Origin of the sequence: Streptomyces sp. SM1, assembly GCF_002910825.1 — a bacterium.
GTDB lineage: Bacteria > Actinomycetota > Actinomycetes > Streptomycetales > Streptomycetaceae > Streptomyces > Streptomyces okerensis.
In genome coordinates this window covers 1-5,096 of record NZ_NEUB01000943.1, presented here as the reverse complement: position 1 = coordinate 5,096, position 5,096 = coordinate 1, and the positions used below count along the sequence as shown (strand labels likewise).

Genomic DNA, 5,096 nt, shown 5'->3' with positions numbered 1-5,096 from the left:
CGCCGGACCCCGGACCCCGGACCCCGGGCGCCAAGGGCATCGGGCTTGCCGACCGCCGGACCTCGGGTGCCGGACGCCGATGCGCCGGACGCCCGGGGGCCGGATGCGCCGGACGCCGGACCCTGGACGTCGACGTGACGACGCCGGACGACGATGCGTCGGCACCCGGGTCCCGGACACCGAGGGCATCGGACGCGTCGGCCGCCGGCCCCCGGTCCTGGCCCCGGACGCCGGGGGCGGGGGGACGGTGGGCGGTCAGAGGTCCGCGTTCCGCAGGGTCTTCGTCACATCGGTGAAGCCTTCGCGGGCGGCCACCAGCCGGCCGTCCTCGACCACCTGGAGGGTCACGTACGCGTTGACCAGCCGCGGGAAGCCGACGGCGGCCAGCTCGTCCTGGAACTTCCAGCGCAGGGTCGGGGTGAGATCCCCGGTGGTGACCTTCAGCCCGCTGTCCAGCGCCCCGCTCACCGTGTCGGCGTTCACCTCGCCCTCGAGCGACTCCACGACCTGCCGGAACACGGTGTAGGCGATCCACGTGGTCTGCACTCCGGCGTCCGCCGCGTCGATCCGGTTGTCGCCGAACGCCTCCGCCTTGATCACTTCCTTCATCGTGTCCCAGCGGGCGTCACCCGCCGCCGGGTACCAGCCGGTGACGTACGACCCCTCGTACGGCCCCGACGCCCCGCCGGTCGCGTCGATGACCGACTGGTCGACGCTGCCCAGCACGGTCGCGGTGCGCACCTCGGGATAGTCGCCGCGGGACCGCCGGAAGGAGTCCATGAAGACGCGCGTGCGGTCGCCGAGCGCGGGCACGACACAGCCCGGATCATCCGCGGCGTCGGTCGAGGCACGCTCCAGAGCGCGCTTCGCCTGATCGTCGTACGAGGTGGCGGCCTCCGCCGCGCGCTGGTCGCCGGCGAGCTTGTGCCCGCCCGCCTGCAGACCCGAGTCGAGCAGCGGGGGCAGCTGGTCGCCCGCGATGGTGTCGGGCCGGATCAGGGTGACGGGGCCGCAGCTGTCGGCGAGGGTGCGGCCGAGGCCCGCCAGCAGCACCGGCTGGCCGCCGTTGACCGGGTAGGACAGAGGACTGGTGAACTCGTCGTTGGTGATGCCGTAGCCGCCGATGTACGGGATGCCGGCGGCCTCCAGGGTCGGCAGGAAGGAGTCGGCGTACTGGCTGTAGGAACCGACGACCGCGACGGCCTCCTCCTCGACCGCGCGCCGGGCGCACCGCGTGGCGGCCGCGGCCTCGTTGCGTTCGTTGCAGGTCAGCACCGAGAGCCGGCGGCCGTCGATACCGCCCTGGGAGTTGATCCAGCGGGCGTAGGCCTCGGCGAACGCGGGCATCCCGGACTTGTCCGTGGTGCCGGTGTCCTCGGGCGCCCAGGTCATCACGGTGACGGTATCGTCCCCGGAGCCCCCCGTGGCACCGGGGACGACACCGCACCCGGCGGCGAGCGGCACGCCCGCCACCAGCGCGCCCGTGGTCAGGGCGGCGGCTCTGACGGGCCGGGTGAGGAGGCGGGAAGGGAAGGTGCTGCGGATCTGTCGCCTGCCGGTCATGCCCCCGCACGATTCCGCCACACGGCCAACCCCCGAGTGACCCTTGGTCGACGGACGGTGACGGTGAGGTGAATTGCGGGGTCCCGTGTCACCCCTGATGCGCGGAAACGTACGATCGACGACCGTGCAAGGTTCGGAGAACTCTTCCCGTCGCGGCCGTCACTCCTCCACCATGGGCGGCATGCCACTCAACGACATGCCATGGTGGCGCTGGCGCAGCAATGTGCGCTCCGCGCTGCACATGCTCTCCGACCCCGGCTTCCAGCGGGACGTCTGGCTGGCCGGCGTGCCCGGCTACGGGGACGTCACCGACGCCGTATACCGGCTGGTCGAGGACACCTGGCTGGACAGCTGGTCCGCCGAGAAGTACGTCGGCACGATCTTCCGCGACTCGCAGGAGGCGGCGCTCGTCGACACCGCGGTGCTGCGGGTGCTGCGGATCATGCACCAGGTCGGGCCGGACGCGCCCGTGACCGCCTATCTCGAGCACGAGGGATGGCCGGACGCGGTGCGGGCCGCGCGGGACGCGCACGTGCGGATGGCGGCCGGCGACGGAGAGGACCCCGACGGCCCGCCGAGCACCCTCGAGGTGCTGCACATCCTGACGCGGTCCGCGTAGCGGAACGGCCGGCCGGACGCACGCCCGCGTGTGGGACCCTTTTCCGCATGAGCGAGCAGTCCACCCGAGCCGCGGCCCCGGCCGACCAGTACGTCCTCACCCTGTTCTGTCCCGACAAGCAGGGCATCGTGCACGCCGTGTCCAGCTATCTGTTCATGACCGGGTGCAACATCGAGGACAGCCAGCAGTTCGGCGACCACGACTCGGGACTGTTCTTCATGCGCGTCCACTTCTCCGCGGAAGCCCCGGTGACCGTGGAGAAGCTGCGGGCGAGCTTCGCGGCGATCGGTGACTCCTTCCGGATGGACTGGCAGATCAACCGGGCCGACGAGAAGATGCGCATCCTGCTCATGGTCAGCAGGTTCGGGCACTGCCTGAACGATCTGCTGTTCCGCGCGCGGACCGGCGCACTGCCCGTGGAGATCGCCGGAGTGGTGTCCAATCACACCGACTTCGCCGAGCTGGTGTCTTCGTACAACATCCCCTTCCATCACCTCCCCGTGCCGAAGGACGGCAAGGCGGAGGCCGAGGCGAGGCTGCTGGAGATCGTGCGCGAGGGGGACGTCGAACTCGTCGTCCTCGCCCGCTACATGCAGGTCCTCTCCGGCGACCTGTGCAAGCAGCTCTCCGGCCGGATCATCAACATCCACCACTCCTTCCTGCCGAGCTTCAAGGGTGCGAAGCCGTACCACCAGGCGCACGCGCGGGGCGTGAAGCTCATCGGCGCCACCGCGCACTACGTGACCGCCGACCTCGACGAGGGCCCGATCATCGAGCAGGAGGTCGAGCGGGTGGGGCACGACGTCACCCCCGAGGGGCTCGTCGCCATCGGCCGCGACGTGGAGTGCGGGGCGCTGGCGCGGGCGGTGAAGTGGCATGCGGAGCGGCGGATCCTGCTGAACGGCCGCCGAACGGTCGTGTTCGCCTAGGAGCCCGGGTGGCTCGGTCGCGACGCGGCAGCGGGCCGTCGGTGGCTGATCGCGCAGTTCCCCGCGCCCCTGGAGGTGCGTCCACCGCACGTACTCCAGGGGCGCGGGGAACTGCGCGAACGGGCCCCACACGCCCGCAGCCGCCCACGCACCGCAACCCGTCCCCACATCATGCGCATCCGCGCTACCGGGACTATTCGCAGTGCACCGGGCTTCAGCCCGGTGGTGAAGCGAATCTGAGAACTGCTCTGACCTCAGCCGTGTGCATGGATTGGCACTGTTCACCTCAACCCGGGTCAGAGCGGCCGGTTCTGCTGCTCGGTGTACTGCTTCACGATGCTGAGCGGTGCACCGCCGGCCGACCCGGCGAAGTACGAGCCGGACCACAGACGTTGTGCCCGCCAGTAATGGCGGACGAGGTCGGGGAACTCCTGACGGAGGCGTCGGGAGGACACGCCCTTGAGGGAGTTCACCAGCCTGGACACGGCGACCTTCGGCGGGAAGTTCACGAGGAGGTGGACGTGGTTGTTCTCGCCGTTGAACTCGACCAGCTCGGCCTCGAAGTCCTCGCACACGGCCCGCATGATTTCCTCGCACCGCGTCAGGTGCCGGTCGCCGAAGACGGAGTGCCGGTACTTCGTCACGAAAACCAAGTGGACGTGCATGCGGAAGATGCAGTGGCGACCTGTACGAACGTTCTCATCGATACCCATAAACCAACTGTGTAGCATGATCGGCGTGCAGCTTCGGTACAGCTTCCGCCTGTACCCGAGCGCCGGTCAGTGCAGCGCGTTGTCACGGGCGTTCGGGTGTGCGCGGGTGGTCTACAACGACGCGCTCCGCGCCCGGGAGACCGCCCGCAGCCAGGGGCTGCCGTTCCCCAAGACCGGGGACCTGTCGAAGGCGCTCATCACCGAGGCGAAGAACGCCCCGGAGCGGGCCTGGCTCGGCGAGGTCTCGGCGGTCGTCCTCCAGCAGTCGCTGCGCGACCTGGACACCGCGTACCGGAACTTCTTCGACGGGCTGAAGGGCAAGCGCCCGCGTATGGGTGCGCCCCGGTACAAGTCCCGCAAGGACACCCGGCAGTCCGTGCGGTTCACGGCGAACGCCCGCTGGTCGATCACACCTGGGCGGAAGCTGCGTCTGCCGAAGATCGGCGACCTGAAGGTCAAGTGGTCCCGATCCCTGCCCTCCACCCCGTCCACGGTGACCGTGGTCAAGGACAGTGCGGGCCGGTACTTCGCGAGCTTCGTCGTCGAGACCGGCCCCGGGGAACTGCTGCCGCAGTCGATGCCCGAGGTGGGCATCGACCTCGGGCTGGGGCACTTTGCGGTCCTCTCGGATGGGACGAAGGCCGACAGCCCGCGGTTCCTGCGCCGGGCCGCCAAGCGCCTCAAGAAGGCCCAGCGGGACCTGTCCCGCAAGGAGAAGGGCAGCAAGAACAGGGACAAGGCCAGGGTCCGCGTCGCACGGGCACACGCACGTGTCGCGGACGCGCGCCGCGAGTTCCACCACCAGCTCTCCACGAAGCTGATCCGCGAGAACCAAGCGGTCGCCGTGGAGGACCTGGCGGTGAAGGGGCTCGCCCGCACGCGCCTGGCCAAGTCCGTGCACGACGCCGGATGGTCGGCGTTCGTGAGCATGCTGGAGTACAAGGCCGCACGGTACGGGCGCACCTTCGTCCGCATCGGCCGCTTCGAGCCCACGTCTCAGGTGTGCTCGCAGTGCGGCGTGAAGGACGGCCCCAAGCCCTTGCACGTCCGTGTGTGGACCTGCGGGGCCTGCGGGGCCGTCCTGGACCGGGACATCAACGCGGCGGTCAACATCGCCAGGGCGGCCGGACTGGCCGTGTCAGCCTGTGGAGCGCAGGTAAGACCGGGACTCGTCCCGGCACCGCGCGGCGAAGCAGGAACCCACTCGACACCGCAGCCTGCAACGGCGCGGCAGGCGGGAATCGCCGTCCTTCAGGGCGGCGAGGATGTCAA

Annotated in this window: 5 protein-coding genes; 3 read left to right on the top strand and 2 right to left on the bottom strand. The window is 70.2% G+C overall.

Annotated elements, in window-relative coordinates; translation table 11 throughout:
- Nucleotides 1-255: 255 nt before the first annotated feature.
- Nucleotides 256-1,563 (bottom strand): ABC transporter substrate-binding protein, encoded by a 1,308-nt coding sequence (locus B9S61_RS32810; protein ID WP_103545439.1) that lies wholly within the window; start codon nucleotides 1,561-1,563, stop codon nucleotides 256-258.
- A 97-nt stretch (nucleotides 1,564-1,660) separates the two neighbouring features.
- On the opposite strand from B9S61_RS32810, the gene B9S61_RS32805 reads away from it, so the two are divergent.
- Together B9S61_RS32805 and purU are read left to right on the top strand one after the other, a co-directional pair.
- Nucleotides 1,661-2,182, top strand: coding sequence for a hypothetical protein (locus B9S61_RS32805; RefSeq protein WP_103545438.1), 522 nt, complete (start codon nucleotides 1,661-1,663; stop codon nucleotides 2,180-2,182).
- A gap of 47 nt (nucleotides 2,183-2,229) precedes the next feature.
- The gene (gene purU / locus B9S61_RS32800; protein ID WP_103545437.1) at nucleotides 2,230-3,111 is read left to right on the top strand and encodes a formyltetrahydrofolate deformylase; all 882 of its coding nucleotides are present in this window, start codon (nucleotides 2,230-2,232) and stop codon (nucleotides 3,109-3,111) included.
- A gap of 296 nt (nucleotides 3,112-3,407) precedes the next feature.
- Here the strand turns inward: purU and tnpA are convergent, their stop codons facing one another.
- The gene (tnpA, locus tag B9S61_RS32795; RefSeq protein WP_103542771.1) at nucleotides 3,408-3,824 is read right to left on the bottom strand and encodes an IS200/IS605 family transposase; all 417 of its coding nucleotides are present in this window, start codon (nucleotides 3,822-3,824) and stop codon (nucleotides 3,408-3,410) included.
- 25 nt (nucleotides 3,825-3,849) lie between these two features.
- On the opposite strand from tnpA, the gene B9S61_RS32790 reads away from it, so the two are divergent.
- Nucleotides 3,850-5,096: transposase (locus B9S61_RS32790; RefSeq protein ID WP_258039666.1), on the top strand; the 1,247-nt coding region annotated here is incomplete at its 3' end.

Coding starts and splice junctions, on each gene's coding strand:
- B9S61_RS32810 (WP_103545439.1), bottom strand. CDS start 1,563: ATGACCGGCAGGCGACAGATCCGCAGCACCTTCCCTTCCCGCCTCCTC.
- B9S61_RS32805 (WP_103545438.1), top strand. CDS start 1,661: ATGCGCGGAAACGTACGATCGACGACCGTGCAAGGTTCGGAGAACTCT.
- purU (WP_103545437.1), top strand. CDS start 2,230: ATGAGCGAGCAGTCCACCCGAGCCGCGGCCCCGGCCGACCAGTACGTC.
- tnpA (WP_103542771.1), bottom strand. CDS start 3,824: ATGGGTATCGATGAGAACGTTCGTACAGGTCGCCACTGCATCTTCCGC.